This is a genomic window from Roseomonas chloroacetimidivorans (genome assembly GCF_049629625.1).
Taxonomy (GTDB): Bacteria; Pseudomonadota; Alphaproteobacteria; order Acetobacterales; family Acetobacteraceae; genus Roseomonas; species Roseomonas chloroacetimidivorans.
Genome location: NZ_JBNBZS010000003.1, coordinates 105,827 through 128,891 on the forward strand (window position 1 = coordinate 105,827; position 23,065 = coordinate 128,891).

24 protein-coding genes and 1 pseudogene are annotated in these 23,065 nt (G+C 68.4%); 11 read left to right on the forward strand and 14 right to left on the reverse strand.

Annotated elements, in window-relative coordinates; translation table 11 throughout:
• The first annotated feature begins 29 nt into the window (after positions 1 to 29).
• On the forward strand, positions 30 to 995 hold the full coding sequence (locus tag ACO1BU_RS02730; protein WP_424134363.1) for a tripartite tricarboxylate transporter substrate binding protein: 966 nt from the start codon (positions 30 to 32) through the stop codon (positions 993 to 995).
• Positions 996 to 1,008: 13 nt separating this feature from the next.
• Positions 1,009 to 1,779 carry an SDR family oxidoreductase gene (locus tag ACO1BU_RS02735; RefSeq protein WP_424134364.1) on the forward strand — a complete coding sequence of 257 codons (771 nt, stop codon included), beginning with the start codon at positions 1,009 to 1,011 and terminating at the stop codon, positions 1,777 to 1,779.
• Positions 1,780 to 2,109: 330 nt separating this feature from the next.
• Here the strand turns inward: ACO1BU_RS02735 and ACO1BU_RS02740 are convergent, their stop codons facing one another.
• A complete protein-coding gene (locus ACO1BU_RS02740; protein ID WP_424134365.1) occupies positions 2,110 to 2,919 on the reverse strand; it encodes an N-acyl homoserine lactonase family protein in 810 nt (269 codons plus the stop codon).
• Between the two features lie 28 nt (positions 2,920 to 2,947).
• Between ACO1BU_RS02740 and ACO1BU_RS02745 the strand changes: the two genes are divergently transcribed.
• Both ACO1BU_RS02745 and ACO1BU_RS02750 read left to right on the forward strand, forming a co-directional pair.
• Positions 2,948 to 3,988, forward strand: a complete 1,041-nt coding sequence (locus ACO1BU_RS02745; RefSeq protein ID WP_424134366.1) for a LacI family DNA-binding transcriptional regulator — start codon at positions 2,948 to 2,950, stop codon at positions 3,986 to 3,988.
• 54 nt (positions 3,989 to 4,042) lie between these two features.
• The gene (locus ACO1BU_RS02750) at positions 4,043 to 4,978 is read left to right on the forward strand and encodes an NAD(P)-dependent oxidoreductase (RefSeq protein ID WP_424134597.1); all 936 of its coding nucleotides are present in this window, start codon (positions 4,043 to 4,045) and stop codon (positions 4,976 to 4,978) included.
• A 36-nt stretch (positions 4,979 to 5,014) separates the two neighbouring features.
• Here the strand turns inward: ACO1BU_RS02750 and ACO1BU_RS02755 are convergent, their stop codons facing one another.
• Positions 5,015 to 5,983: a Bug family tripartite tricarboxylate transporter substrate binding protein gene (locus tag ACO1BU_RS02755; RefSeq protein ID WP_424134367.1), complete on the reverse strand. Its 969-nt coding sequence runs from the start codon at positions 5,981 to 5,983 to the stop codon at positions 5,015 to 5,017.
• A 170-nt stretch (positions 5,984 to 6,153) separates the two neighbouring features.
• On the opposite strand from ACO1BU_RS02755, the gene ACO1BU_RS02760 reads away from it, so the two are divergent.
• Positions 6,154 to 6,480 (forward strand): NIPSNAP family protein, encoded by a 327-nt coding sequence (locus tag ACO1BU_RS02760; protein ID WP_424134368.1) that lies wholly within the window; start codon positions 6,154 to 6,156, stop codon positions 6,478 to 6,480.
• Positions 6,481 to 6,583: 103 nt separating this feature from the next.
• Here the strand turns inward: ACO1BU_RS02760 and ACO1BU_RS02765 are convergent, their stop codons facing one another.
• Positions 6,584 to 7,303, reverse strand: coding sequence for a GntR family transcriptional regulator (locus ACO1BU_RS02765; protein WP_424134369.1), 720 nt, complete (start codon positions 7,301 to 7,303; stop codon positions 6,584 to 6,586).
• A gap of 170 nt (positions 7,304 to 7,473) precedes the next feature.
• Between ACO1BU_RS02765 and ACO1BU_RS02770 the strand changes: the two genes are divergently transcribed.
• Both ACO1BU_RS02770 and ACO1BU_RS02775 read left to right on the forward strand, forming a co-directional pair.
• Entirely contained in the window at positions 7,474 to 7,887 is a 414-nt protein-coding gene (locus ACO1BU_RS02770) for a carboxymuconolactone decarboxylase family protein (protein WP_424134370.1), read from the forward strand.
• Complete coding sequence (locus tag ACO1BU_RS02775) at positions 7,884 to 8,795, forward strand: NAD(P)-dependent oxidoreductase (RefSeq protein ID WP_424134371.1); 912 nt, start codon at positions 7,884 to 7,886, stop codon at positions 8,793 to 8,795. Before ACO1BU_RS02770 ends, ACO1BU_RS02775 begins: the two co-directional genes overlap by 4 nt.
• Positions 8,796 to 8,830: 35 nt before the next feature.
• Here ACO1BU_RS02775 and ACO1BU_RS02780 read toward each other — a convergent pair whose 3' ends face one another.
• Genes ACO1BU_RS02780 through ACO1BU_RS02790 form a run of 3 tightly spaced genes read right to left on the reverse strand, consistent with a single transcriptional unit; the run spans position 8,831 to position 10,892 of the window.
• Entirely contained in the window at positions 8,831 to 9,619 is a 789-nt protein-coding gene (locus ACO1BU_RS02780; protein WP_424134372.1) for an N-acyl homoserine lactonase family protein, read from the reverse strand.
• A complete protein-coding gene (locus ACO1BU_RS02785) occupies positions 9,616 to 10,551 on the reverse strand; it encodes an NAD(P)-dependent oxidoreductase (RefSeq protein WP_424134373.1) in 936 nt (311 codons plus the stop codon). Before ACO1BU_RS02785 ends, ACO1BU_RS02780 begins: the two co-directional genes overlap by 4 nt.
• 5 nt (positions 10,552 to 10,556) lie before the next feature.
• Complete coding sequence (locus ACO1BU_RS02790) at positions 10,557 to 10,892, reverse strand: carboxymuconolactone decarboxylase family protein (protein ID WP_424134374.1); 336 nt, start codon at positions 10,890 to 10,892, stop codon at positions 10,557 to 10,559.
• 147 nt (positions 10,893 to 11,039) lie between these two features.
• Here ACO1BU_RS02790 and ACO1BU_RS02795 point away from each other — a divergent pair, with 147 nt between their 5' ends.
• A complete protein-coding gene (locus tag ACO1BU_RS02795) occupies positions 11,040 to 12,038 on the forward strand; it encodes a Bug family tripartite tricarboxylate transporter substrate binding protein (RefSeq protein WP_424134375.1) in 999 nt (332 codons plus the stop codon).
• A 42-nt stretch (positions 12,039 to 12,080) separates the two neighbouring features.
• Here the strand turns inward: ACO1BU_RS02795 and ACO1BU_RS02800 are convergent, their stop codons facing one another.
• The 8 genes and pseudogenes from ACO1BU_RS02800 to ACO1BU_RS02835 form a co-directional block, all read right to left on the reverse strand.
• Positions 12,081 to 13,073, reverse strand: coding sequence for an Ldh family oxidoreductase (locus ACO1BU_RS02800; protein WP_424134376.1), 993 nt, complete (start codon positions 13,071 to 13,073; stop codon positions 12,081 to 12,083).
• 44 nt (positions 13,074 to 13,117) lie between these two features.
• Positions 13,118 to 13,834: an SDR family NAD(P)-dependent oxidoreductase gene (locus ACO1BU_RS02805; RefSeq protein ID WP_424134377.1), complete on the reverse strand. Its 717-nt coding sequence runs from the start codon at positions 13,832 to 13,834 to the stop codon at positions 13,118 to 13,120.
• A gap of 22 nt (positions 13,835 to 13,856) precedes the next feature.
• A complete protein-coding gene (locus ACO1BU_RS02810; protein WP_424134378.1) occupies positions 13,857 to 15,116 on the reverse strand; it encodes an ABC transporter substrate-binding protein in 1,260 nt (419 codons plus the stop codon).
• 46 nt (positions 15,117 to 15,162) lie between these two features.
• The gene (locus ACO1BU_RS02815) at positions 15,163 to 15,870 is read right to left on the reverse strand and encodes an ABC transporter ATP-binding protein (RefSeq protein WP_424134379.1); all 708 of its coding nucleotides are present in this window, start codon (positions 15,868 to 15,870) and stop codon (positions 15,163 to 15,165) included.
• Positions 15,857 to 17,632 (reverse strand): branched-chain amino acid ABC transporter ATP-binding protein/permease, encoded by a 1,776-nt coding sequence (locus ACO1BU_RS02820; protein WP_424134380.1) that lies wholly within the window; start codon positions 17,630 to 17,632, stop codon positions 15,857 to 15,859. Before ACO1BU_RS02820 ends, ACO1BU_RS02815 begins: the two co-directional genes overlap by 14 nt.
• Before the next feature lie 5 nt (positions 17,633 to 17,637).
• Positions 17,638 to 18,588, reverse strand: coding sequence for a branched-chain amino acid ABC transporter permease (locus tag ACO1BU_RS02825; RefSeq protein WP_424134381.1), 951 nt, complete (start codon positions 18,586 to 18,588; stop codon positions 17,638 to 17,640).
• The gene (locus tag ACO1BU_RS02830) at positions 18,585 to 20,003 is read right to left on the reverse strand and encodes an MmgE/PrpD family protein (RefSeq protein ID WP_424134382.1); all 1,419 of its coding nucleotides are present in this window, start codon (positions 20,001 to 20,003) and stop codon (positions 18,585 to 18,587) included. The genes ACO1BU_RS02825 and ACO1BU_RS02830 overlap by 4 nt, the downstream gene beginning before the upstream one ends.
• 256 nt (positions 20,004 to 20,259) lie before the next feature.
• Positions 20,260 to 20,620, reverse strand: a pseudogene (locus tag ACO1BU_RS02835) (hypothetical protein).
• Between the two features lie 667 nt (positions 20,621 to 21,287).
• Here ACO1BU_RS02835 and rplU point away from each other — a divergent pair.
• From rplU to obgE, 3 genes are all read left to right on the forward strand, one after another.
• Positions 21,288 to 21,602, forward strand: coding sequence for a 50S ribosomal protein L21 (rplU, locus tag ACO1BU_RS02840; RefSeq protein WP_424134383.1), 315 nt, complete (start codon positions 21,288 to 21,290; stop codon positions 21,600 to 21,602).
• A gap of 29 nt (positions 21,603 to 21,631) precedes the next feature.
• The gene (gene rpmA, locus ACO1BU_RS02845; protein WP_424134384.1) at positions 21,632 to 21,901 is read left to right on the forward strand and encodes a 50S ribosomal protein L27; all 270 of its coding nucleotides are present in this window, start codon (positions 21,632 to 21,634) and stop codon (positions 21,899 to 21,901) included.
• A gap of 72 nt (positions 21,902 to 21,973) precedes the next feature.
• Entirely contained in the window at positions 21,974 to 22,975 is a 1,002-nt protein-coding gene (obgE, locus tag ACO1BU_RS02850) for a GTPase ObgE (RefSeq protein WP_424134385.1), read from the forward strand.
• Positions 22,976 to 23,065: the final 90 nt, after the last annotated feature.

Consider the following 23,065-nt stretch of genomic DNA (forward strand, 5'->3'; position numbering starts at 1 on the left):
AAGACCGGCGCATGTGGAGGAGACAGGTTATGGAACGGAGAAGCCTGTTGGCGGGCGCGGCGCTTCTGGCGGCACCGCGCCTTGCCCGGGGCCAGGGCCAGGGCTGGCCCACGCGCCCGGTCCGGCTCGTCGTCACCTGGCCGCCCGGAGGAACGGCGGACATTCTTGCGCGGCAGTTGCAGGCGCCGCTCAGCGCCGCACTCGGCCAACCGGTGGTCATCGACAATCGGGGCGGCGCCTCCGGTGCTATCGGGGCTGCCGAGGTGATCCGCGCGCCGAATGACGGCTACACCTTCGGTCTGGTGACCAGTACGTTGGTCTCGATGGCCGTCCTTCGCCCGCGGTCCTATGACCCGCTGCGCGACCTGGTGCCGATCCTGCTGCACTCGCGGGTGGCGAATATCCTGGCGGTGCATCCCTCGCTGCCGGTTCACTCGGTGAAGGAGCTGATCGCGTTCGCCCGGCAGCGGCCAGGGCAGCTCTCTTTCGGCTCTCCCGGGATCGGCTCGGCCGTGCACATTTCCGGTGAGATGTTCAAGCTGGCGACCGGCACGAACATGGTCCACGTGCCCTATCGCGGCGGCGGGCCAGCCCTGGCAGACCTGGTAGGAGGATCGCTGCAGCTCATGTTCGGCAATGCCAGTTCCACCCTGCCTTTTGTTCGGGATGGCAGCGTGCGTGCGATCGCGGTTACCTCTGCCACGCGGGCGTCTTATCTGCCGGACGTGCCGACGATTGCGGAAGCCGGTCTTCCGGGGTTCGCCATTGACGAGTGGTACGGCTGCATCGGGCCGCGGGACATGGCGCCGGTCGCGGTGGAAAGGCTGAACGGGACGATCGCTGCCATCCTCTCCACCCCGGCGGAGAAGGCGCGGCTGCTGGACATGGGGGCCGAGGTCGCCGTGGGCACGCCGGCGGAGTTCGGTCGCCTGATGGCGCAGGACATGGAGAATATCGGCCGCGTGGTGCGCGAGGCGCGTATCACGTTGGAGTAGGAGAGCAGGTATCATGGCAGGAAGGCTGGAGGGCCGGGCGGCGCTGGTAAGCGGCGCCAGCCGCGGGATCGGCCTTGCCGTTGCACGGCGCCTGGCGGCGGACGGGGCGCGGGTTCTGCTGGTCGCCCGCAGCGAGGCGGCGTTGCGGGCGGAGGCGGAGGTGCTGCCCGGCGCTGCCGCCTTCGCGGCCGATCTTTCCCTGCCGGAGGCAGCCGCCGCGGCGGTGGCGGAGGCCCTGGCTCGCTTCGGGCGGCTGGACCTGCTGGTGCACAGTGCCGGCGCGACCCAGCGGGGAGATTTCCTTGAGCTGGACGACAGCGCCTGGACCGACGGCTACGCGCTCAAGCTGTTCGGCGCCGTGCGCCTGTGCCGCGCGGCCTGGCCGCACCTGCGCGCGGCCAACGGATCGGCCGTGCTGATTGCGGGGGTGGGCGGGCGCGTCGCCAGCGCGGACTTTACCATCGGCGGGTCGGTCAATGCGGCGCTGATGAACCTGACCAAGGCGCTGGCCGATCGCGGTGTGGCGGACGGCGTGCGGGTGAACGCGATCAACCCAGGCAGCATCCACACCGGCCGCTTGGCCGGCCGTATCGCCACCCTAGGACGCGAGCGCGGATTGGATGCCGAAGCCGCCGCCCGCGCTCTGGCGGAGGAGACGGGCGTGGCTCGCTTCGGGCAGCCGGAGGAGATCGCGGGCGTGGTGTCCTTCCTGGCTGGGCCCGATGCCTCCTATGTGCAGGGCGCGATCCTGGACGTGGATGGCGGATGGGTTCGGGCTGTCTGAAATCGGCGGATATCTCTCCTGGGGTGTTGGCCTGTCCCGGAGGAAGGAAGAAAGAATTCTTCCTCCCTCCGGACCTTCCACCATCATCTTCTTCTATTCATCGGACGGGTTTGGCTGACGGTGCGCCTGAGGTCGGAGACCTCAGGCGACTGCGGAGGCCGGATCGGTGGATCAGGCTTTGGAAACCCGTTTGATCGGTATCTCGCGGCTGCCGGGTGGAGGGTGCGGGAACCGCTGGTTCATCCCAGAAGAGGCCCGGAGAGGGCGGAGCCCCCTCGGTTCTACCAGCGAAGGACTAGGACAAAGGCGCGCCCGCATGGAGGGGGCGCCTCAGCCCTCTGCCGGGTCGGCGTCCAGCCGCACGGCGATGCCCTCCAGCCCCGGCGCGGAGGCGGGATAGATCCGCATCACCAACGGGTCATGGCCGGGGATGATGTGGTCCGGGGAGCTCGCCAGGCGTTCCAGCGTGTCGTAGCCCTCCAGCATCTGCGCCACGTCGGCGACGATGGGGAAAGGGCGCCTCTGCCGGAAGTTGGCGTAGAAATGCGTCGCGTCCGAGGCGAGCACGACCCAGCCGCGGCGGGTTCTGACCCGCACGACTTGCAGGCCTAGCGAGTGGCCTCCGACATGGTGGACGCTGAGGCCGGGGGCAATCTCGGCTGAGCCGTCGTGGAATTTGGCGCGACCCTCGAAGACCCGGCTCACCATGGCCGTGACGTCCGCTGCCTCGAAGGGTTGGCGCAGCACGCCGTGGCACATGCACCGCCCCGTGCAATAGGCCATCTCCCGGTCCTGGATGTGGTATCGGGCGGACGGGAACATGGCATGGTTGCCGGCATGGTCGTAATGCATGTGAGACAGAATGACGTCGGGAATCGTCCCGGCATCGAGGCCAAGCGTGGCGAGGCCCTCCGCCGGAGTGCGGATCAGCTCGCGGCCGCGCTTGCGGGCGATGGCCGCGTCGAAGCCGGTGTCGAGCACGAAACGGCGGTCGCGGCCAATAATGGCCCAGACGAAGTAGTCCAGCGGCATGGGCGCGTTGTCATGCGGGTCGGCGCCGATGAAGTTTTCATGCGCCGGGCGGTCGTGCCGGGCGTAGCGGATCGCGTGGATCTCGTAGGTGTCGTTGTCCTGGCTCATGCCTGGCCATGTCCTCCCATATCCTGCCTTGCCGGAGCGCCGCGCCTTGCCGGATGACGGCGGCGGGCGCGGCGCGGCCAGCCGCATGCGCGAGGTTGCGCAGCGGGCCGGCGTCTCGCCCATGACCGTGTCGCGCGCCTTGCGCGACCCGACCAAGGTGTCCGAGGAGTTGCGGCGCCGGGTGGAGGAAGCGGTGCGCGCCGTGGGCTACGTGCCCAATCGCGTGGCCGGCAATCTCTCCTCCATGCGATCCAACGTCATTGGGCTGATCGTGCCCGGGCTGAGCAACTCGCTCTATGCTCCAACGATCCAGGGTGTCTCGGCCGTGCTGCGGGGCAGCGGGTTCCAGCTCATGATCGCGGATTGCGGCTACAGCGCGGAGGCAGAAGAGGAACTGATCACCGCCTTCCTGGGGCAGCGCGTGGCCGGGCTGATGCTGCATGACACGCGCCACACCGAGGCCGCCTGCGGGATGATCCGCCGCGCGGGGTTGCCGGTGGTGGAGACGGGAACGCTGGTGCCCGACCCGTTGGACATGCTCGTCAGCTACTCCAACCACGACGCGGCGCGCGCCATGGTGATGCACCTGCATCGGCTGGGATACCGGCGCATCGCCTTTGTCAGCCTGCCGGCGGCGAACAACGACCGCAGCCGGGAGCGCCGGCGCGGCTACCGCGCCGCCCTGACGGAGCTGGGGCTGGAGGAGGACCCGCGGCTGGTGCTGGAAATGCCGCCGGGCCTCGCCTCCGGCGCCGAGGCGGTGGTGCGGCTGCTGGGAGGCGCCGCGCCGCCGGACGCCATCTTCTTCGCGGGGGACGTGCTGGCCGCCGGCGCGCTGTTCGAGTGCCAGCGGCGCGGATGGCCGGTGCCGGGACGGGTCGCGCTCGCCGCCTTCGACGATATCGACATGCTGCGCCACGCCGTGCCGCCCATCACCACCCTTCGACTGCCGCGCGAGGAGATCGGCCGCCGAAGCGCGGAGGTGCTGCTGGACCGCATCCAGGGGCGGTCCGACGAGCGGGTGGCGGTGGATCTGGGCTTCGAGATCATCCAGCGGGGCAGCACCTGAACCGATTTCTGATATCGATATCATGAAATTGCTTGTGCCTGGTACCCTGGCTGCATAGACCCGCAAGGGCCGGCTAGGCCGAGGGAGGAAAAGATGGCGGGCGAGGTCCTGGGTTTCGTCGGGCTGGGGCAGATGGGCAGCCGCATGGCGGCGCGGCTGATCGATGCCGGGCACGCGCTGGTGGTCTTCGACCCCGTGGAGGCCGCCGCGGCGCCATTGGTGGCGCGGGGGGCGCGCCGGGCCGCGAGCCCGGCCGAGGTGGCGGATCTGGCGGACATCGTGCTGGCCAGCCTGCCGACGCCGGATGTGGTGCGCGCCGTGGGGCTGGGGCCGGACGGGGTGCTCCAGGGGCAGCGGGCGCGGCGCTTCGTGGACTTCTCCACCACCGGGCCGCGTGTGGCCCAGCAGGTCGCGGCCGCCTTCGAGGAGAAGGGGCGGACCTCCATCGATGCGCCCGTCAGCGGCGGGATCACCGGGGCGGAAAAGGGAACGCTGGCCATCATGGTTTCCGGCCCGCGCGCGGAGTACGAGGCGCTGGAGCCTGTGCTGCGCGTCATGGGTAAGCCCTTCTTCTGCGGCGAGAAGGCGGGGCAGGCGCAGGTGCTGAAGCTTTGCAACAACCTGCTCGCCGCCGCCGCGCTCGTCGCCTCGTCCGAGGCGATCGCCATGGGCGTGAAGGCCGGGCTGGACCCGAGCCTGATGTGCGAGGTCATCAACAGCAGCAGCGGCCGCAACAGCGCGACGCAGGACAAGTTCCCCCGCGCCGTCATTCCCCGCAGTTTCGATTTCGGCTTCACCACCGCGCTGTCGCTGAAGGATGTCGGTCTCTGCGTGGATGAGGCCGGGGCCATGGGCGTGCCGATGGTGGTGGGCAGCGCGGTGCGGCAGATGCTCGCCGTCACCAGCGCCACCTTCGGGCCGGGAAGCGACTTCACCAATGTCGCGAGGCTGGTCGAGGGCTGGGCGGGGGTGGAGATCGGCGGGGCGTAGGACGCCCCGTGCCAATGCCACCTCACCGGCGCGGCCTCATTCCAGATGGATGTTGAGGTCGCGCACCACATTGGCCCAGCCCGCCCGGTCCTCGGCGATGAAGGACCGCATTTCCTCCGGCCGGGTGGTGACGGGGAGGGCGGCCTGGGACCGGAAGACGTTCAGCACCGCCGGAACCTTCAGGCCTTCGGCGGCGACGTCGGAGAGGCGCTCGGCGATCGGCATGGCCAGGCGGGCGGGGCCGAGGAGGCCGAACCAGTTCCCCGCGCTTACGGGCTGACCAAGCTCCGCCATGGTCGGCGTCTCCGGCAGGAGCGGGATGCGCTCCGGCGCACCGACGCCCAGGATCTTGACCTTTCCGTCCCGCGCGATGGCCTCGGCCGGACCCGCGTTGAGGAACATCGCGTCCACCTGCCCCCCGGCGAGCGCGGTACTGGCCGGCGCCGCGCCGGTGAAGGGGACATGCAGCATCTGCAGCCGCGCCTGCTTGATCAGCGATTCCATCGCGAGATGCGAGGTGCTGCCGATGCCCCAGGAGGCGAAGGTGACCTTGCCGGGTTCGGCGCGCACTTTGGCGAGAAAGCTGTCGAGGCTGTCTGTGCCGAAGCCCGGCCGCGTGAGCAGCACGAAAGGGCCGCGCGCGATGAGGGTGACGGGGGTGAAGTCGTTGACGGGGTTGTAGGCCAGCTTCGGGTAGATCAGCGGGTTGATCGCGTGGGTTTCGGCATTGGCCAGGATCAGCGTATGCCCGTCGGGCGCCGCGCGGGCGACGGCCTGCGTGCCCACCGCGCCGTTCGCACCCGGGCGGTTCTCAATCACCACCGGCTGGCCAAGGGGGCCGGACATGGCGGGAGCGAGTGCCCGGATGACGACATCCGCAAGCCCGCCTGCGTTCCAGGGCACGATCACGCGGATCGGCTGTTCGGGGAAGGCGGCGAGGGCCGGGGTCGCGAGGGGAAGTGTGGCCGCCCCCCCCAGGAGGCCGCGTCGCGTGATCGAGGTCATGGTGGCTCCTGTCGTTTCCTCTTCGCGGGGCGTGCGTGCGGCTTTCTTCTTCCGTCCCCGGCCTATTGGGGTGATCGTTCCGCAAACCTTCCTGGCTTGTCAAGAAATGACATATTGTCGGTCAAAACGACGCGGGGCATGGTGATGCTCACGAACAGGAGGATGGAAGCGTGATCCACGAGCTGCGGATCTATCACTGTGTGTCTGGACGGCTGCCGGACCTGCTCCGGCGCTTTGAGACGATCACGCTGGGCATCTGGAACAAGCATGGCATTCGTCAGGCCGGCTTCTGGACGGTCGCGATCGGAGACTCGAACCAGGACCTCTACTATCTGTTGGAGTGGGAGTCCCTGGCGGAGCGGGAAACGAAATGGGGCGCGTTCCAGGCCGACCCGGAGTGGATCGCCCGGCGTGCCGAGACGGAGAAGGATGGCGCGATCGTGGCGAGCGTCAGCAACCTGATCCTGCAGCCCACCAACTTCTCCGCCGTGCGGTGAGCCCTTGGAGCCGATTCCGTTCCGGTAGAATCACTGGAACGGGATCGGCTTTTCAAACAAGAAACTGGGGTGGTTGAAGCAAGGCAAGGCGTAGGGAGATGCTCTAGGCTGCCGTGGCGGCGGATCCGCGTCGTTCGTTCTCGGTCTTCTCCCGCGCCTGACGGTTCAGGATTCGCAGTGCAACGCGGGCAGCCTGGGTCACATGGTCCCGGCAGGCTTCCCAGGCGCCTTCGCGGTCGCGCCGCTCAATCGCCTCAACGATCCGCCGGATTTCGGCCACGGTGTGTGGCAACCGCTTGGGATCGGACAGGGTCGTGGCACGGAGCTGCGTGTTCCGGTTCAGCACCTGATCCAGCATGCGGGCCACATAGGCATTGCGACAGCCGCGGAGCAGGACATCGTAGAAGCGCCGCTTCAGGCGAAGCAGGGCTGCGCGGTCTGTGCCGGGTGGCGTCGCGGCAATCTCCTCGAACACGGCGCGCAGCTCGGCCACCTCGTCGTCGGAGGCGCGCTCTGCAAAGCCCTGGCCGGCAAGGGCCTCAAGCACAGCCCGCACCTCGTAAACCTGCGTCGCCTCGGCAGGGGAGAGGAAGGCCACGAAGGGGCCACGGTTGGGAAGGACATCCACCAGTCCCTCCGCCTCGAGCCGGCGCACCGCCTCCCGGATCACGCTGCGGCTGACGCCGAACAACTCGCACAGCAAGCGGTCCGACAGGTGATCGCCTGGCATGAAGCGTCCGTCGACGATGGCCTCGCGCAGGCGGTCCTCGACCTGCCGCCGCACGGGCTGGGGCGTCACCTTCAGGGAACCGTCGTCCGGCATCTCTCTCCTGTCCTCGGGAACCGACCGATGTGTCGCCCATATAGGCTAACGATCATGCAATGTGGTGGCGACCCGGCTGGGCGTCCAGCAAAAAGCTCCCATGCGCACGTATCCAGGTTGACGGACAATCCGTCAAATCTCTAACGTTGTGTCATCCGGGAGGTAACGTCATGTCCGATGATACATGGTTCGAGAAGGGGCTGGAGGTCCGCCGTGCGGTCCTGGGCGCCGAATATGTCGATGGCGGCATCGCCAAAGCCGACGACTTCATGATGGCGTTCCAGCGCATTACTACCGAGTGGTGCTGGGGCTATGCCTGGACCCGCCCGGGGCTGGACCGGCGCACGCGCAGCCTGCTCAACCTCGCCATGCTGACGGCGCTGGGACGAACGCCTGAGATCAAGCTTCACGTGAAGGGCGCGCTCACCAACGGCGTGACGGTGGAGGAGATCAAGGAGGTCCTGCTTCATGCCACGGTCTATTGCGGCATCCCGGCCGGGCTCGATGCCTTCAAGGCCGCGCACGAGGTGCTGGTGAAGGAAGGCGCGCTGAGCGGTGAACCCGCTCGCCCGGCCGCCGAATGAGCGGCGGGGATCTGCGTCGGATCGCCTTCATCGGCATCGGCAACATGGGCTGGCCCATGGCGGCCCGTCTCGTGGAGGCTGGCTTTGAGGTCGTTGCCTTCGACGCGGCGCCGGATCGCGCTGCGCGCTTCTCGCAGGAGGTCGGCGGCACGACGGCAGCTGACGCGGCCTCCGCCGTCCGCGGCGCGGACGCCATCATTACCATCCTGCCGACCTCGAAGCATGTGGGGCAGGCGCTGGAGGCGATGGGTGACGCCCTGGCCCCGGGCGCGCTGGTGATCGAGATGAGCTCCGGCGTGCCGACCGCGACCCAGGGCTTCGCCAAGCGCCTGGCGGAGAAGGGCGTGACGATGATCGACGCGCCCGTCTCCGGCGGCGTGCCGCGCGCGAAGACGGGCGAACTCGCCATCATGCTCGGCGGGGAAGCCGAGGCGGTCAGGCGCGCTGATCCGGTACTGCGAGCCATGGGCACGACGCTGACCCATGTCGGCGCTGTCGGAGCCGGGCAGGCCATGAAGGCACTGAACAACCTGATGGGGGCTGCCGGCTTCCTCATCGGCGTGGAGGCGCTGCTCATCGGCCAGCGCTTCGGGCTCGATCCGGCTGTCATGGTGGACGTGCTGAACGCTTCCACCGGCATGAACAACAGTACGCAGAAGAAGTTCAAGCAGTTCGTGCTGTCCCGCCGCTTCGATGCGGGCTTCGGGCTGGACCTGATGGCAAAGGACGTGTCGGTGGCGCTGGAGGTCGGTCGCGAGACCAACACGCCGACACCTTTCGCCGCTCTGTGCCGGGAGCTGTGGGTCAGTGCCCAAGGCCTGCTGGGGCCCGGCCAGGACCATACCGCAATGGCGCAGTTCTCAGAGCGGCTGGCTGGCGAGACGCTCGGCGGCGGCAACCGCGCGTGATCCGGCGGGGAGGGGCAACCCTCCCCAGCCGAACCCTACTCGCGCGGCGGCACGTCCAGCCGTGCGACGATCCCCTCCAGTTCCGGGCGGGGCGGCGGATAGCGCCGCATCACCAGGGGGTCGTGCCCGGGGATGATGTGGGCAGGGCTGTCGGCCACGGCCTGCAGCCGGTCGAAGCCCTCCAGCATCTCGCCGATATGGAAGGCGGTGGTGAAGGGGCGGCCGCTCTCCATGTTCTCGTAGAAATGCGTGACGTCGGAGGCGAGCACGACGCGGCCGCGGGCTGTCTCCACGGAGACGAACTGCAATCCGGCGGAGTGGCCGCCCGTGGGGTGGAGGCGGATGCCGGGCCAGGGCTCTACCACCCCGTCGTGGAACACCACGCGGCCGGCGTAGTTCATGCGAACAATGCCGACCACGTCCTCGACCTCGAAGGAGTGAGAGAGCTGCTTGTGTCGCATGTAGCGGCCGCAGGCGTAGTGCACTTCCTCTTCCCGCAGATGGAAGCGCGCCTTCGGAAAGCGGTCGAAGTTGCCGACATGGTCATAATGCAGATGGGTGAGGATGACGTCCTCCACCGTAGCGGGATCGACGCCAAGAAGGGATAGCGCTTCCACGGGGCAGCGCAGGAACTCCCGCTGTCGCCTTCGCGCCACCTCTGCGGTGAAGCCTGTGTCCACCACGATGGCGCGGCCGCCACCGGTGATCACCCAGGCGAAGTAGTCCATCGGCATGGGGCCGTCATGCGGATCGCCGCCGATGAAGTGCTGCGATCGCGTGGCGTCGCGCCTAGCATAGCGGATCGCGTGGATCTCGTAGGTCATCGCCTCACGGCTCCGTCGGCATCGATGACTTCCTGCATGGCCGCGCGGTCCACCGCGATCTCCACCCCGGCCCGCTCCAGCTCCAGCAGCATGGCGCTTCGGGAGTCCCGGTGCCCCCAGCCACGGTTCAGCGCCTCCGTCATCTCCTCCAGCGTGAGCGCGGCCATCCGCATGGGCACGCCCACCTCCCGGCCCAGGGCACAGGCGAGGGACACGTCCTTGTGTGCCAGGCGGAGCTGGAAGGCCGGCGGGTCGTAGCTGTTGGGCAGGAACTGTTCCGTCACGCCGTCATAGGTCCGGCGGCGGCCATGCACGCCCTGCCGAATAGCTGCATAGAGCGCGAGGGGATCAAGACCCGCTTTAGCCCCCATGGCGAAGACCTCGGCCATGATGACGTTGAGCGCGTAGCCGGAAAGATTGTGCGCGAGCTTGGCGATGCTGCCGGCGCCGATATCGCCGACCAGGATGGGGCGGTCCCCCATGGCGGAGAGAAGGGGAAGGCAGCGCTCGAACACTGCCGCGTCCCCGCCGACGAAGAAGGCGAGCTTGCCCGTCTTCGCGCCGCGCGGACCGCCGCTGATCGGCGCGTCCAGCACATTCACCCCGCGCGCCGCGCCGGCCGCGTACAATTCCCGCACGCTGGAGACGGCGTTGGTGGAGATATCGACGATCACCGTGTCCGGCCGCATCGCCTCCAGAAGCTGCGCGCCCACGGCCTTCACCTCGGCAGGGCCGGGAAGGGAGGTGAAGACCACCTCGCACGCGCTGCCGACCGCCCGGGGATCGGCCGCCCATTCCGCACCGTCCGCGATGAGGGATTCCGCCGCCTCCTGCCTGACGTCATGGACTACAAGGGTCACGTCCGGCGCCTTGGCAAGGTTCGCGGCCATGCTGGCACCCATGGTGCCCAGGCCGATGAAGCCGACGCGCATGGCGATCAACCCTCCCGCTTCTCGAACACCTCGGTCGCGACCTGGGCGCCCGACATGGCGGCGGGCCAGCCGGCGTAGAAGGCGAGATGCGTGATGAGGCCTGCGATCTCCTCGCGCGTCACGCCGTTATCCAGCGCGCGGCCGATATGAACGGAGAGCTGCTCCGGCCGGTAGGTCGCGACGAGTGCCGCGACGGTGACGAGGCTCCGGTCCCGCTTGGACAGGTCGGCTCGCTCCCAGAGATCGCCGTAAAGGACTCCCTCCGTGTACTCGACAAGGGCCGGAACCGTCTTCCGCACGCGGTCGCGCTGGGCGGATTGCGGGATGGGCTTCGTGCTCATGGCGTTTCCCCGTGTGTTCTGGACGCAGCAGCGTAATGCCGGGTCGAGGGATGCCGCAAGAGTGGCAGATTGTCAGACAGAAGACTTGAGTGTGCGGGATCAGCGTGACTAAGCTGGCCTCAGAACAAACCGGTGGGAGGATACGCCATGGGCCACAGGTTCCGGCGGCAGGTCTCGATGCTCGGGCTCGCTTGCATCCTGTGTGCGGGCTTCACGGCGGGCCGCGCCGACGCACAGGAATATCCCACTCGCACGATCACGCTGATCGTGCCCTCCGCGCCAGGCGGGACGCTGGACGCCCTTGCGCGCCTCCTGGCGCAAGGCATGGGTGCGGATCTCGGCCGCACCGTCGTCGTAGAGAACGTCACCGGTGCGGGCAGCGTGGTCGGCACGCAGCGCCTCGTCCGCTCGGAACCCGACGGCTATACCATCGGCTTCGGGAATCTCGCCTCCATGGCGGCCACCGTGGCGCTCGGCGCCGATCCCAGCTTCGACCCGCGCCGGGACCTTACACCGATCAGCATCGTGGCGGATGTGCCCATGGTGATCGCGACCAGCCCGCGCTCCGGCATACGGGACCTGCGCGGCCTCGTGGAACGTATCCGGGCGCGGGGGGAAGAGGTGACCTTCGGCACGCCGGGTACGAACACCACAGGCCATCTCGCACCGGCCTATCTTCTCTCCATCCTCAACGCAAAGGCGATGCTGGTTCCCTATCGCGGCGCGGGACCGGCCATGAGCGACCTCGCCGCTGGCACAGTGGAGGCGGTGATCGACCAGACCGTGACGATGATCCCCGCGCACCAGGGACGCACGGCGGTGGCGCTGGCCGTCACGGGCGCGCGGCGCCTTCCTCAGCTTCCGGAGGTGCCCACCTTCGCCGAGGCCGGCGTGCCCGAGTTCGACATGGTGATCTGGAACGCGATCGCAGGCCCGCGCGGCATGCCGCAGGCGCGGGTGGACCGCCTGCTAAAGGCGATTGATGCGGCGCTCGCCACCCCCGCTGTGGCCTCCCGCTTCGCCGATCTCGCCACCACGGCGCCGCCGCCCGAGGAGCGCGGCCCGGCCGCGATGCGGGCGCGAATCGAGGCCGATGTGGCGCGCTGGACGGAGGTGGTCAACAAGGCCGGCCTGGCACCGCGGTAGAGGCGGGGCGCGCGGCTGGTCGCGGCTGATTGCGCGAAGCAATCAGGCTGGAGGGCCGGCGAGAGCTCGCACAGCGTCGAGGACAGGATCGGGAATCTCGATCGAGCCCTCGGCCAGCCTTGCGGCGCGCAGGGCCGCGGAGCGGTCGAACGGCATCCGGACTGCGGGCCCGCCCTCCACCGGCCGCGTGGCGCGGATGAGGTCGGCATAGGCCGAGACCTTCCGCCTGAAGCTGTCGAGCGGGGTCAGCAGATCCGGCTTGAAGGCGATGATGAGGAAGCCGAAGTCGGCAAGGTGATCCGGAGTGGCGGGTGATCCGGCCATCATGCCGAGTATCTGCACGACGATCCCGAGCCCGCTGCCGCGATGGCCGCCCCAGGCGACGAAGGCCCCGCCGAGCGCAGCTACGGGATCGGTGGTTGGATGTCCCCCGGCGTCGAATGCCGCGCCGTCCGGCAGGGCTTGCCCCAGCCGGCGGGCCATGACGGCCTGGGCATGGATGATATCGGAAATTCCAATATCCCAGATCACCGGCCCGGCCTCGCCGGGGAAGCCGAAGCAGATCGGGTTGGTGCCGAAGCGCGGCTCCGTGCCGCCGGCCGGTGCAACCCAGGGCGTGGCGTTGGAGGCGATCATGACTGCAAGGTCGGCCGCCGCCGCCATTTCCGCGTAGAAGGACAGCATCCCGGTGTACCAGGTGTCGTTGGCGCCAACGATCGCAATGCCGCTCTGCCCGGCTTTGTCGATCGCGACCCGCGTTGCCTCATGGGCGACAAGGTAGCCAACATTGTCGCCACCATTGATCCGAGCCGACACCGGCGTTTCCGAAATGACGGCGATCGGGCGGCCCTGATAGGGCCGGTCGGCGAAGCGTTCCGCGATGCTCAGCACCCGCGCGAGCCCCGCATAGCCCAGCCCGCGGAGTTCGCAGTCCAGCAGGTGCTCGGCCACGCGCGCTGCGTCGTGATCCGGCAGGCCCAGGGCGCAAAGCCCTCGCACGGCGAGCCGCCGTGCCTCCTCGATCCCGATCCTCATGCCGGTTCCTCCAGGGACAGGGACCCAGCGCCGGGTGGCGCGGGTCAGTACATGACCATGCCACCGTCCGCGACGAGGGTGGCGCCATGCACGTAGGACGCCTCCGGTGAGAGCAGCCAGGCGATGGCGGGCGCGATCTCCTCCGGCGTTCCAAGGCGGCCGAAGGAGGTCATGCCCTCGATCCGCGCGCGGATGGCCGGGTCGCCCAGCGGGCCGGCAGCGAAGGGCGTATCGATCATGCCGGGGGCAATGGTGTTCACCGCAATCCCCCGTGGCCCGAGCACGCGCGCCGCGTTCTTCGTCATCGCGAGCACCGCGCCCTTGCTGGTGGCGTAGGCGACGGTGCCGGCCAGCCCGCCGCCGCGCAGGCCGGCAACGCTGGCCACGGTGCAGATACGCGCGCCGGGCTCCATCATCGCCGCGGCCTCCCGCATGCATAGGAAGGTACCAATGACGTTCACGTCGTGCACGCGCCGGAACATGGCAACCGTGGTGTTGTCGAAGGCCGTGGTCTCGTAAATGCCGGCGCAGGTGGCCAGCGCGTCGAGGCCACCCAGCGCTGTGCGCACCGCCCTGAAGGCGCGCACCACCGCATCCTCGTCCGCGACGTCCACGCCAATGGCGGGATGGCCGTCCCCGGCCACCCGCTGTGCCGCGGGCAGGTCGCGGTCGAGGCAGGCTACCTGGTGGCCGCGCTTGATGAGGAGCCGCGCGGTAGCGGCGCCGATGCCGCTGCCCGCGCCGGTGATCGCAATCCGCATATCCGTGCTCTCCCGGGGCGTGTCAGCGCTTGAGCCAGAAGATTTCGGCCGTGGCTGAATCTCGCGGGTAGACCGTCACCGGCCGGTTGTTCTGCCACTGCACCACCACGGGTGGAGCGTTCTCGCGCAGCCCGGTGGAGTCGAACTTCACCCGGCGCCCGGGATAGTAGAGGGCCGCGCCCTCGGTGATGTCGATGCTGCGGAGGGCTTCTGCCACGGCTCGCCGGTCGGCACGGCCGGCCTTCTGCAACGCGTCCCGCATGATCCATATGTCGCCGTAGGTCGCGATGCTGTTCTGGCCCATCCAAGGCTCGCCGGAGACGCGCTTGAACTCCTCAATCATCGCCTCCTGCCCTTTGGCATCCCAATTCCCGACCACCGTGATGAAGCCTTCCATCTGCGCCGGGCGGATGTTCTGCAGGAGGTCGGACTGGGCCATGGCAATGCCGGCACCAATGGTCGGCACCCGGCCACGACCGAGGCCGAACTCGTTCATCTTCTCGACGAGCAGCTTCACGTCCGAGATGACGGTGATGGGCATCACCAGCATCTCGGGCCGCGCAGTGCGGACCTTCTGAATGAGCTGCGTTGCGTCCGACAAGGGCGGGGTGAAGGTCTCGTCCATCACGATGCGCAGGCCAAAGCCCGCCGCCCCGTCCCGAACGGGCTGCACAAAGGAGAGGGACGAGGCAGTGTTGTCCGTCAGGATCGCGACGGTCTGCGGCCGCTTCCCGGTGGCCTGCTCGGCGAGGTCGAGCATGATGGGCAGCGCGCCCTTCGCCTGATCGCCCGCGCGTGCGGAGGTCTGGAAGACATAGCGGAACCCGCGCGAGGTGATAAGGTCGGAGTAGCTGAGCGTGAGCATGGGCAGCTCCGCGCGCTCGGTCACCTCGGTCGCCGAGAGGGTGAAGGAGGAGAGGTAGGCGCCGGAGCAGGCGACGAGATCCGGGTGGTCCGCCACCATGCGCTGCGCGGCGTTCTTCGCCTTCTCCGTGGAATCGCCGGCGTCAAAGAGCAGCAGTTCCAGCTTCGCGCCGCCGAGCGCAGGAATCCCCCCTTGCTCGTTGACGTGCCGGACGCCGAGCTCCGCGCCCATCCGCATGAGCTGGCCGAACCGGGCGTAGAGCCCCGAGAGCGGCACGAGCAGCCCGATCTTGACGGTCCCGCCCGCCGGCGCCTGCGCGCGCGCCGCGCCGAGGCCCATCGCCGTTCCGGCCAACGTCGCCGCGCCGGCCAGCAGGGCCCTCCGGCTGGGTGCGATTGCCTTCCTGATTTCGTCCATGCTTCGTCCTCCCATCCCGGCGCCGGTTCTCCGGCTGCCGCTTACCTCACATTCCCAGATAGGCCTGGCGCACGCGGTCGTCGCGCCGGAGCGTCTCCTGGGGCCCCTCCAGCGCGATCCGTCCTGCCTCCAACACGTAGCCCCGGTCGGCTGAGTCCAGGGCTTCGGCAACGCGCTGCTCCACGAGCAGGATCGTCAGCCCGGCCTGCCGGCGGATCTCCGCCAGGCGCTCGAAGATGAAATCCGCCACGGCCGGCGCGAGGCCCATGGAGGGCTCGTCCAGCATCAGCAGGTGTGGGGAGGAGGTGAGGCCGCGCCCCACCGCCACCATCTGCTGCTGCCCGCCCGAGAGCGTCCCGGCGAGTTGATTCCGGCGCTCCTTCAGGATGGGGAACCAGTCCAACACCCGAGCCAGGTTCTCCGCCCAGTCACGTCGCCCGGCCGCCGTGGTGGCGCCCATCTCCAGGTTCTCCATGACCGTCAGAGAGGGGAAGAGCTGGCGCCCCTCCGGCACATGGGCGATGCCGAGATGCGGGCGGTGCGCGGCCGGCACCGAGGACAGATCCGTGCCGCGGAAGCGGATGCGCCCGGCCCGCGCCGCCACCGTGCCGGAGATGGCCTTGAACAGGGTTGTCTTGCCGGCACCGTTCGGGCCCACCACGGCCACGAACTCGCCCTGCTCCACACGGAGACTCACGCCCTTCAGCACCGGCGCGCCGCCATAGCCGGCATGCAGATCCTCAAGCTCCAGCATGGGCGCTCCACTTGCTGCCGAGATAGGCCTCAACGACGGCCCGGTTGCTGGTGACCTCCTCCGGAAGCCCTTCCGCCAGGACGGCGCCGTGGTCGAGGACAACGAAGCGATCCACCAGACGCACCATGGCGTGGAGCGTGTGCTCGATGATCACCACCGTGGTGCCTTCTGCTGCGATGCCGCGGATGACGGGCAGGAGCTGGTCCACCTCCGGCCCGCCCAGGCCGGCGAAGGTCTCGTCCAGGAGCAGCAGGCGTGGCCGCCCGGCCAGGGCGCGGGCGAGCTCCATCAAGCGCAGATCGAGGTTGCTCAGGGTTCCTGCCCGCGCGTCCGCCATGGCTTCCAGCCCGACGCGCCGCATGGCCTGCTGCGCCATCTCGCGCGCCTCCTCGATGCTCGTGGCGTGGACCTGTGCGCCGCTCATGACGTTGTCGGCCACCGACATGCGCGCGAAAGGCCGGACGACCTGGAAGGTGCGCCCCACGCCAAGGCGCGCGAGGCGGTTCGGCGGCAGGCCGGTGACATCCTGCCCGTCCAGCAGCACGCGCCCCGCGTCCGGCCGCACGAAGCCATTCAGCAGGTTGAACAGGGTGGTCTTGCCCGCCCCGTTTGGGCCGATCACACCGAGGATCTCGCCCTGCCGCACCGAGAAGGTGACGTCCCGCACCGCCTTCACCCCGCCGAAGGCGCGCGAGATGCCCTCCGCACGCAGGATGAGCGGCGCGTCCTCTGGGGGCGCGACCCGCACCGGGCCAGGGGCAAGGGAAGGCGGCAACGGCACCGCCGCGTCCTGCGGCTGCGGCGCCGCGCGGCGGCGAAGGAGGTCGTGCGCCTTCCAGTAGAGACCCTCTGGTGCCAACAGGATGACGGCGATGATGGCAGTACCGAACACCACACCCTGGATGCCTGGCAGCACCGCGCCGAACTGCGCGTGCAGCGTCTCGCCGAGCGGGATGAGGATGAGGGCGCCGATCACCGGGCCCCAGACCGTACCGACGCCGCCGAACATGGCGACTGTCAGCGCCTGGGCGGAGATCAGCATGCCAAACACCGCCTCCGGCGTGACCACAAGGAGTATGACCGCGTGAAAGCCGCCAATGGCGCCGGCCAGCGCGCCACTCAAGGTGATGGTGAGGAGCTTGAGGCGGCGCGCGTCGATGCCGACTGCCTCAGCCGCTGCCTCGTTCTGCTTGATCGCCATCAGCGCCATGCCGTAGCGCGACCGCTCGACCAGGCGCATCGCAACCATCGTGACGAGCAGAAGGCCGAGGGCGAGATAGATGTAGACCCGGTGGTCGGTGAACTGCATGAAGGCCCAGCCGCGTTCCCGCACCAGCGGCAGTGACACTTCCTGGTAGCCGAGCCAGAGGAAGACGTTCAGCAGGGCCAGCGGATAGGCCAGCATTGCCAGGGCGAAGTAGTGGCCGCGGAGCCGGAAGGTGGGCAGGCCGATCAGCAAGCCCGACAGCCCGCCCACCAGCCCAGCGACGGGGATGCCCAGCCAGGGCGTCAGCCCGAGCTTCACGAAAAGCAGCGCGACCGTATAGGCGCCCAGCCCGAAGAAGGCCGCGTGGCCGAATGAGATCAGCCCTGTCATCCCCGACAGCAGATTCCAGGACAGGCCGAAGATCGCCCAGACCGGCACGAGGGTAAGGGTGAGCTGATGGTAGGAGTTGGTGACGAAGAGCCCGAGCAGCGCGTAGGCCGCACAGAAGAGGAGGATGGGCCACACCATGCGCGCGGGTGAGAGCGGACGGAACACGGCGCTTAGGTCCTTTCCGACACGCGGCCGAGCAGCCCTTGCGGCCGCAGGAAGACCACCAGGAGGAAGACGACGAAGATGGCGGTGTTCTGCAGCTGCGTCGGCAGGAGCAGCGCTGAGCACTGCTGGATCACGCCGATCAGCAGCCCGCCCCAGAAAGCGCCAATCGTTGAGCCGAGGCCGCCCAGCACCACGCCGGCATACATGATGATGACGTATTCAAGCCCGACATAGGGTGTGAATGGATAGCTGGAGGCGAGCAGACCGCCCGCTACCGCGGTGATCGCGACGCCAAGCCCAAAGGTGATGCGGTGCGCGCGATCCACGTCAATTCCCATGTAGAGGGCGGCCTGAACGTTATCGGCGGCGGCACGCAGAGACTTGCCAAGTCGGGAGCGCGTGATGAGGAGCACGAGCAAGGCCACGATTGCCACGGCAATGACGGCGCCCCATGCGCGTGCCTGGTTGATGAAGACGACGATGTCTCCTCCGGCAAGGTCGATCTCCCAGGCCTCGGATGAGATGTCGCTGGGGAGGGAGACGGGAACGCTGCCGAAGAGGATCTGCCCTCCACTCTGGAGGATCAGGGAAAGGCCGAGCGTCAGGATCAGCTGGGCGTAGTGACCCTCGCCTTCCAATGCGCCAACCCGCGTCCCGGTGACGCGTGAGATAAGGAAGCGCTGCGCGAGATAGCCGAGGAGGAAGAGGACTGGTGCGGCCAGCAGGGCCGCGATGAAAGGCCCGGCCTCCGCCCCGAAGATCGCGCCCAGGCCGAGCAGCGCGAAGAGGTGAAAGGCGACATACATGCCAGCCATCATGAAGTCGCCATGGGCGAAGTTGATAACGCGCATGACGCCGAAGATGAGGCTCAGCCCGACGCACATCAGACCGTAATGGGCACCGAGCAGCAGCCCCGCGTTGAGGGCCTGCAGAAATCCTTCCAGCCCCGCGTTCATGCCGCGTCCTCCGGTGAGGCGAAAAGCTCTCCGATCGCGCCCACATCCGCGGCCTCCGGCAGGTTTTCCACGAAGTCGAGGATCGCCCGGGCTGCCCTCGCTCCCAGAACCTCGGTTGCCGCGCGCTCGCAACGCGCGCGCACCTCGCCGGGTGTTGCCGCGACCACATCGTCCAGGTGTCCGGTCAGGGTCTGGCCGTCCAGCAGCAGTTCGATGGTGGCGCCCTGCCTGGTCGGGAAGGCCGCCGTCAGCGTTTCGTCCTCTTCCAGCGAGGTGATGCTGATCAGGCGCGCGATCTCGGGGCTGACCGGGAGGGCGTAGTTCGCTTCCTCGATCCTGCCATGGCAGAGCGTGGCGGCCACGCCGAAGGGGATGCTCATCTTGGCCTGGAGCAACCGGTCGAACGGACCTGTGCTGTCGCAGCCGGGGTAGCGGGCGGCGGCGCGGGGCACGCGGATGCGGATGGCGCGTAGTTCCTCTGCCCGCAAGGCGTGCTTCCGCGAGAGGCGGAACGCGACCTGGCATGCCGTCTGCGCGAAATTACAGGCCGGAACGGGCTTGTTGTAGACGGCAAGAATTTCCGGCCGCCCGTCGAAAAACGATACTTGCGGCCGGGTACTGTCCCGGCGCATGGCCGCGAAGAGGCCTGAAGGCCCGTCCAGCGCGGTTTCCGATGCCACGGCGCCGAGTTCCGCGAGTTGGACCGCCGTGAGAGCATTCCGCGCGGCGAAGCCCGGATGGAAGAACATTTCCTCCCCTCCGACCGCTGGCCACTCGTTCAGGCCGCCTGTGGCATTCGCGGCAAGGGCAATCGCGCTGGTGGCCTGCGCCCGATTCAGGCCAAGGAGCCGGGACGCTGCGGCGGCGGCGCCGATCGGGCCGGTGATGCCCGTCGGGCGGAACAGGCGTGCAAGCTCGGTTGTGAACAGGGCGGCGCCGATCCGCGCCCCGACCTCGTAGCCCGCGACGACTGCCGACACGAAGGTCCCGCCGTCCACCCGCCGAGTTTGCGCGAGCGAGAGAAGAGCAGGGATAACGACCACGCCGAGGTGGCTGATAGAGCCCGCGTGCATGTCCTCTCGCACCAGCCCATGGGCGAGAGCGGCGTTGGCAAAGGCCGCATCCCCCGGCGTCGTACGGCGCGACGATCCGATGATCCGGACGCCCCCCGGACAGGGGCTCGCGAGCTGCACGGCCTGATCGCCCCACGGAAGATGCCGCGCTTCCAGCGCCGCGCCGATGACATCCAGAACACAAGTCTGCACCTTGCGGACGACCTCGTCGTCGTGCCGCCTCTGCTCCAGAGCGGCCTCGGCGGCCTGCCGTGCGAGAGGTTCTGCCACATGCTGCGCCGCCGGTGCTTCGAGCATTCGGCCCTGGGTAAGCGCCGCAGGTGACGGGAGGTGCGCGCTCATCTGAAGCAGCCGAACGTGCGCGGCGGGAAGGCCGCATCGTCTCTGGTCACGAACGTCTCCTCACACCCTCTGAACGGGCTTTCATTGCATGGTTGGAGACAAGGCGGGGCTGAGTCAAGAACGGCATATTGTCTGACAAAAACTTTGTGCCGCTGGACCGACCTGTACCCTGGCCGTGACAGCGAACCCCGGGGCAGGCATCGGCAAGTTGTTGGGTGAGAGGGCGAATTCGGCCGGAAGGGGAGGGGCGGCAGGATCAAATGGCCGCTTGGGCGCAGGTCTCCTGGTGCCATGTCCGGAAGGCCTTGATCCGGGCGCGCCGATCATCGCCGGCCGTCATCAGGTGCCAGCGAGGACCGAAATGGCCGTGGGTCATACTGTGTGCCGAGAGAAATCTGTGGGCCTGCCCGGCTGACCTAAAGCGCTGCATCTGCCGCTCTCGCCGCCGGGTGGGTCTGTGCGAGTTGGTCGCCCGGTTGTTCAGGTGCCGGCTGCTCCGATGCCGCACCTCGCAGGAGCTCGCGCGTGACGGTAATGTTCCGTTCCGCCAGGACTACTTCCACGTCCTTCAGGCTCAAGCTGACCACATGATAGAGCCACACGGCGTGGCTGATGATCTCTGCCGGGAAACGATACCCAAGCTAGGTGGCGGGGTCTGACGTCTTTCCGTTACACAGCCCGGCCTCCGTTATTTCGGCCACTGCCCGTCAACTTGCGAATGCCCGCCACATGCCGGCCTCGTTTCAGCGGGCCGGTTTCGCTATTGGATCCCACACCTTGCCCGGGGCGGACGGAGAGCAGGTCGTTCTACGTCTGGGGTCTTGGAATTCGTATCCGTAACGGCCTGCGGGTTCCCGTCTCCCGGGACAGGGGAAAGGCCGCAGCCGGAACATTTCCGATGTTCCCGCTGCGTGCCGACCTCTCTGCGCGAATCGCGCGATCTGCGCCAGCGGGAACCGAGCAAGATCAGAAGCCTACGTCGGATCAGTGCCGTAGCAGGAGGGGGCAGTCGAACTTCGAGACCGACCCAGTCGGCCACTCTGGCACTGCGCCGGGCAGGATGGCCCTATGAAGCGACCGGCCACGCCGCGCAACGCATGCGTTGCGCGCAAATTGTCTCCGTCGCGGCCAAAGCGCGCCATTGACTTCTGCCCTCCGACCCCGCTATACGCCGCCCCTCTTCCGGTGAGGCCCCCCGCCCAAGGCTTGGTGCGGGCCTTACCGGTTCATGCACGATCGACACGCCGAGACCCAAGGCCGAGACGAAGGCGGACCCGCAGCCCCATGACCTACGCAGTGATCCGCACCGGCGGCAAGCAGTACCGCGTGACCCCCAATGCCGTCCTGACCGTCGAGAAGCTCGAGGCTGAGGCCGGCGCGACCATCACCTTCCACGACGTGCTGGCGATTGGCGGCGAGAACGGCCTCCAGGTCGGCGCCCCGACCGTCCCCGGCGCCTCCGTGACCGCCACGGTCGTGGAGCAGAAGCGCGGTGACAAGGTGATCATCTTCAAGAAGCGCCGCCGGCAGAACAGCCGCCGCAAGAACGGCCACCGCCAGCACCTGACCGTGCTGCGCATCGGCGACTTCGCGGTCTGAGCGGCGGTCTGAGACAGGAGATCTGAGAGATGGCTCATAAAAAGGCCGGCGGCTCCTCCCGCAACGGGCGCGACTCCGCTGGTAAGCGCCTCGGCGTCAAGCTGTTCGGCGGCCAGGTTGTCCGCGCCGGCAACATCATCGTGACCCAGCGCGGCACGAAGATGATGCCGGGCCGCAACGTGCTGGTGGGCAGGACCCACTCCCTCCACGCAACCGTGGACGGCACCGTGAAGTTCGAGCGCAAGGCCGACAACCGCGTGGCGGTTTCGGTGGAGCCGGTGGCCCTCGCGGCCGAGTAAGGCTTCGCCTCAGCGCGACGCATCACGGGGGCCCCTCGCGGCCCCCGTTTTCGTTTTGGATAACGTTCCACCATGAAGTTCCTCGACGAGGCAAAGGTCTACCTGAAGGCCGGTGACGGCGGGGACGGCGTGGTCGCCTTCCGGCGTGAGAAATACATCGAGTTCGGCGGCCCCGATGGCGGCAATGGCGGCCGCGGCGGCAATGTCATCGCCCAGGCGGTGGAGGGGCTGAACACCCTTATCGACTACCGCTACGCCCAGCATTTCAAGGCCCGCAAGGGCGGCAACGGTGCCGGCTCCGACCGCACCGGCGCGGCCTCAGAGGATGTCATCCTCAGGGTCCCCGTCGGCACTGTCATCCTGGCGGAGGACAAGGAGACGGTTCTCGCGGACCTGACCAAGCCGGGCCAGACCGCCATCCTCTGCCGTGGCGGCGATGGCGGCCATGGCAATGCCCATTTCAAGACCAGCACCAACCGCGCCCCCCGTCGCGCCGATAAGGGCTATCCGGGGGAGGAGCGCTGGGTCTGGCTGCGGCTGAAGCTGATCGCCGATGCCGGGCTGGTCGGCCTGCCCAATGCCGGCAAGTCCACTTTCCTGGCCGCCAGCTCCGCCGCGCGGCCGAAGATCGCGGACTATCCCTTCACCACCCTGCACCCACAGCTCGGCGTCGTGCGTCTCAATGCTACCGAGGAATTCGTCCTCGCCGACATCCCCGGCCTGATCGAGGGCGCGCATGAAGGCGCGGGCCTGGGTGACCGCTTTCTCGGCCATATCGAGCGCTGCGCGGTGCTGCTGCACCTGATCGACGGCACCCAGGCCGATCCGGTGGATGCCTATCGCACCGTGCGGGCGGAGCTGGAGGGCTATGGCGGTGGCCTCGCCGAGAAGCCGGAGATCGTGGCGCTGAACAAGCTGGACGCCATGACCCCGCAGGCCCGCACCAGCCGTATCAAGGCGCTGACCCGCGTGCTCGGGAAGGAGCCGCTGCTGATCAGCGGCGCCACCGGCGCCGGCGTGCCGGAGGCGCTGCGAGCCCTTGCCGATGCCGTGAAGGCTGCCCGGGAGGAATAGCGCCTCCCTGGCGGCCAGAGGCCGTAGCGCCTCGATAAATTCGGCCGCGCTGGCGAAATGCCTTTCCACCGGCTTGGCTAGGGCGCGCGC

Bases quoted from the DNA above. Each gene is read 5' to 3' on its own strand.
- ACO1BU_RS02830 (WP_424134382.1), bottom strand. From the start codon at position 20,003: ATGAGCGCGCACCTCCCGTCACCTGCGGCGCTTACCCAGGGCCGAATG.
- ACO1BU_RS02735 (WP_424134364.1), top strand. From the start codon at position 1,009: ATGGCAGGAAGGCTGGAGGGCCGGGCGGCGCTGGTAAGCGGCGCCAGC.
- ACO1BU_RS02795 (WP_424134375.1), top strand. From the start codon at position 11,040: ATGGGCCACAGGTTCCGGCGGCAGGTCTCGATGCTCGGGCTCGCTTGC.
- ACO1BU_RS02755 (WP_424134367.1), bottom strand. From the start codon at position 5,983: ATGACCTCGATCACGCGACGCGGCCTCCTGGGGGGGGCGGCCACACTT.
- ACO1BU_RS02740 (WP_424134365.1), bottom strand. From the start codon at position 2,919: ATGAGCCAGGACAACGACACCTACGAGATCCACGCGATCCGCTACGCC.
- rplU (WP_424134383.1), top strand. From the start codon at position 21,288: ATGACCTACGCAGTGATCCGCACCGGCGGCAAGCAGTACCGCGTGACC.
- rpmA (WP_424134384.1), top strand. From the start codon at position 21,632: ATGGCTCATAAAAAGGCCGGCGGCTCCTCCCGCAACGGGCGCGACTCC.
- ACO1BU_RS02785 (WP_424134373.1), bottom strand. From the start codon at position 10,551: ATGCGCGTCGGCTTCATCGGCCTGGGCACCATGGGTGCCAGCATGGCC.
- ACO1BU_RS02815 (WP_424134379.1), bottom strand. From the start codon at position 15,870: ATGCTGGAGCTTGAGGATCTGCATGCCGGCTATGGCGGCGCGCCGGTG.
- ACO1BU_RS02805 (WP_424134377.1), bottom strand. From the start codon at position 13,834: ATGCGGATTGCGATCACCGGCGCGGGCAGCGGCATCGGCGCCGCTACC.
- ACO1BU_RS02775 (WP_424134371.1), top strand. From the start codon at position 7,884: ATGAGCGGCGGGGATCTGCGTCGGATCGCCTTCATCGGCATCGGCAAC.
- ACO1BU_RS02810 (WP_424134378.1), bottom strand. From the start codon at position 15,116: ATGGACGAAATCAGGAAGGCAATCGCACCCAGCCGGAGGGCCCTGCTG.
- ACO1BU_RS02800 (WP_424134376.1), bottom strand. From the start codon at position 13,073: ATGAGGATCGGGATCGAGGAGGCACGGCGGCTCGCCGTGCGAGGGCTT.
- ACO1BU_RS02730 (WP_424134363.1), top strand. From the start codon at position 30: ATGGAACGGAGAAGCCTGTTGGCGGGCGCGGCGCTTCTGGCGGCACCG.
- ACO1BU_RS02825 (WP_424134381.1), bottom strand. From the start codon at position 18,588: ATGAACGCGGGGCTGGAAGGATTTCTGCAGGCCCTCAACGCGGGGCTG.
- obgE (WP_424134385.1), top strand. From the start codon at position 21,974: ATGAAGTTCCTCGACGAGGCAAAGGTCTACCTGAAGGCCGGTGACGGC.
- ACO1BU_RS02765 (WP_424134369.1), bottom strand. From the start codon at position 7,303: ATGCCGGACGACGGTTCCCTGAAGGTGACGCCCCAGCCCGTGCGGCGG.
- ACO1BU_RS02790 (WP_424134374.1), bottom strand. From the start codon at position 10,892: ATGAGCACGAAGCCCATCCCGCAATCCGCCCAGCGCGACCGCGTGCGG.
- ACO1BU_RS02770 (WP_424134370.1), top strand. From the start codon at position 7,474: ATGTCCGATGATACATGGTTCGAGAAGGGGCTGGAGGTCCGCCGTGCG.
- ACO1BU_RS02780 (WP_424134372.1), bottom strand. From the start codon at position 9,619: ATGACCTACGAGATCCACGCGATCCGCTATGCTAGGCGCGACGCCACG.